3 protein-coding genes are annotated in these 2,282 nt (G+C 30.7%); 1 reads left to right on the forward strand and 2 read right to left on the reverse strand.

Annotated features, from left to right (window positions below; all coding sequences use genetic code 11):
• Positions 1 to 242 (reverse strand): SMI1/KNR4 family protein (locus C8K15_RS19915; protein ID WP_199224148.1); only part of this gene is annotated, 242 nt, incomplete at its 3' end.
• Between the two features lie 115 nt (positions 243 to 357).
• A complete protein-coding gene (locus tag C8K15_RS19920) occupies positions 358 to 1,287 on the reverse strand; it encodes a helix-turn-helix transcriptional regulator (protein WP_146173691.1) in 930 nt (309 codons plus the stop codon).
• Positions 1,288 to 1,396: 109 nt separating this feature from the next.
• On the opposite strand from C8K15_RS19920, the gene C8K15_RS19925 reads away from it, so the two are divergent.
• Positions 1,397 to 2,002, forward strand: a complete 606-nt coding sequence (locus C8K15_RS19925) for a DJ-1/PfpI family protein (RefSeq protein ID WP_108588122.1) — start codon at positions 1,397 to 1,399, stop codon at positions 2,000 to 2,002.
• Positions 2,003 to 2,282: the final 280 nt, after the last annotated feature.

The raw sequence follows: 2,282 nt of genomic DNA on the forward strand, positions 1-2,282 counted from the left end.
GATATATCTTCTTCTCTCACTTCAGTGTTTTGTCTAACAATATCATCCCAAGTCTTTTTAGGATTTCTGTGGTCTTTGATAGGATAAAGTATCCACTCACCTATTTCCGTATTATTAACTAACTTGAAAAGATCTTTATATTGCTCTGGGAAAACTGCACCAAGCTTTTCTTCTGCTGCCTTTAAATCTAATTCAATAACACCTATTTTCCTTGTATGAATTAAGTTTCTTACATCTTTCATTAATCAACATCCTCCTACTAATGTATATCCTTGTTAAACTAAAGCACCCGTTAGTTGAATAAGTTCAACAAAAAGAGTATAGATGAATGACTTTATTATTGTTTCCTATACCAAATCACGGGTATAAATCACTCAATACTAAAATTTTCTTTTTTATTCCAGCTCTTAACTCTATGGGTTCAACTACTTTTGCATACTTTCCCATTTGTATGAAATAATCAGCCAAAAAGTCAATTTCTGTTTCACTAATTGAACCCTTAATGACTCCATAACCTTTACTGTCTATTGATATTTGATAATATAGCGAAACATTAGATTTATATTTTTCTACTCCTTCTGGTGTTAATTCCACAATAAGCTCATACTCTTTTTTTGTTGTTAAAATGTTAATAATATCATTTAAATTGGTTTCTTTTAGATTCATCTTGTCATTTCTTGCACTTAATCCGATCTCTGATATTCGATCGCAACGAAAAAGTCTAAAATCCTTCCTAAGATAACAATACGAAGGACAATACCATCTTCCATACTGAGAAAATAATCCAATTGGTTGAATGTCTCTTTTAACCCCCAAGTAAGAAATCCAAAGCGGCTCATTTCCTATTGCCGCCATAAATAGCTCTTTTAATAGGGGACTTTCTTTACTCTGATTATCTATTTTGAAATCAATCTTATTTTTGATTAAATCAATTTCATCTTTCATCTTTCCGTTTAAGTTCAGATAGAATTTTTTTATGATTGAATTATATTCCGATTCAAAAGGTAGGCTAATAAAATGTTTTAAAGATAAAAGAGCAAAAAAGATAGAGAAAGTTTCCTCTTTTGTAAAAGAGACAGCAAGTAGATTTTTTTCTTCCAAAACTTGATATCCTCCATTAGCTCCTACCTCTGAAATTAATGGAACCCCTAAAATACTTAGTTCTTCTAAATCCCTAAGAATCGTTCTTCTTGAAACATTAAATTCTTTTGCTAAATCATCTACCTTAAACTTTTTGACTCGATTAATATACAACCTTAATTCATTTAATCTAATTGCCTTACTCAAAATTTTTCCCCTTTTGCTAATTGTGTCATCATTTGTCACTATTAAATTATATACTGAAGACAGTATCAAATTAATAAAATTTTTGTAATTTAATTAGGAGGGATTAAGAATGAACCAAACTGAGAAAAAAGAGATTTTAATTGTAGTGTTGGAGGAATTCGCTGATTGGGAAATGTCTTATGTAGCAGCTTTTTTAAATAATACAGACAAGTACATCACTAAGATAGTTAGTGTAAGTGAGGGTGTTATAAAGTCAATCGGTGGATTAAACGTTCTTCCAGATTATACCTTAAAAAGTATACCTGAAATCTTTTATGGTTTAATACTGATTGGGGGAAACTCCTGGCGTAAGCCACTAAACAATAACGTCATTCCAATAATGGAAAAGGCACTTACTATGGATATTCCAGTAGGGGCAATATGTGATGCAACAGTTTTTATGGGAGCCAATGGATGGTTAAATGAAATAAAGCATACAAGCAATGATCTTAATGATTTGAAAACTTATGCAAAAGATAACTACAGAAATGAAATGAATTATGTACTAGAGCAAGCAGTTTCTGACGGGAAAATTGTGACAGCAAATGGAACAGCTTCATTAGAATTTGCAAAAGAAATTCTTGAATTATTAGAAGCATATCCTAAGGAGCATATTAATCAACTTTATAATTTCCATAAATTAGGTTATTATGAGGCAGAAAAGACAAATTCATAAATATCAAATATTCACAATGCACATAATCCTTAAGATAGGAATTTATGTGCATTTTACCTTTACAATATTTACTCTCAACCACCTTTCTAAAAGAAAATTATTCGTAATCTTATGCTCTCTTGAACTTGAATTGTGTGTGAATTTTGATGTATTTTTTATCTTACTTATTCAACTAATCTGCCCCGTGTAACCGTCAAGTAGAATTTTACACTTTCCGCTAATTTCCCCTTTACACTTTTGCCGAAAACAAATGCTGTCTATTTTTCATCCGATAGCTATC

Source organism: Paenisporosarcina sp. OV554 (assembly GCF_003058165.1).
In the GTDB taxonomy this organism is placed as follows: Bacteria; Bacillota; Bacilli; order Bacillales_A; family Planococcaceae; genus Paenisporosarcina.

What these genes read in the sequence shown, in the direction of transcription:
- C8K15_RS19925 (WP_108588122.1), top strand. Translation starts at nt 1,397, where the DNA reads ATGAACCAAACTGAGAAAAAAGAGATTTTAATTGTAGTGTTGGAGGAA.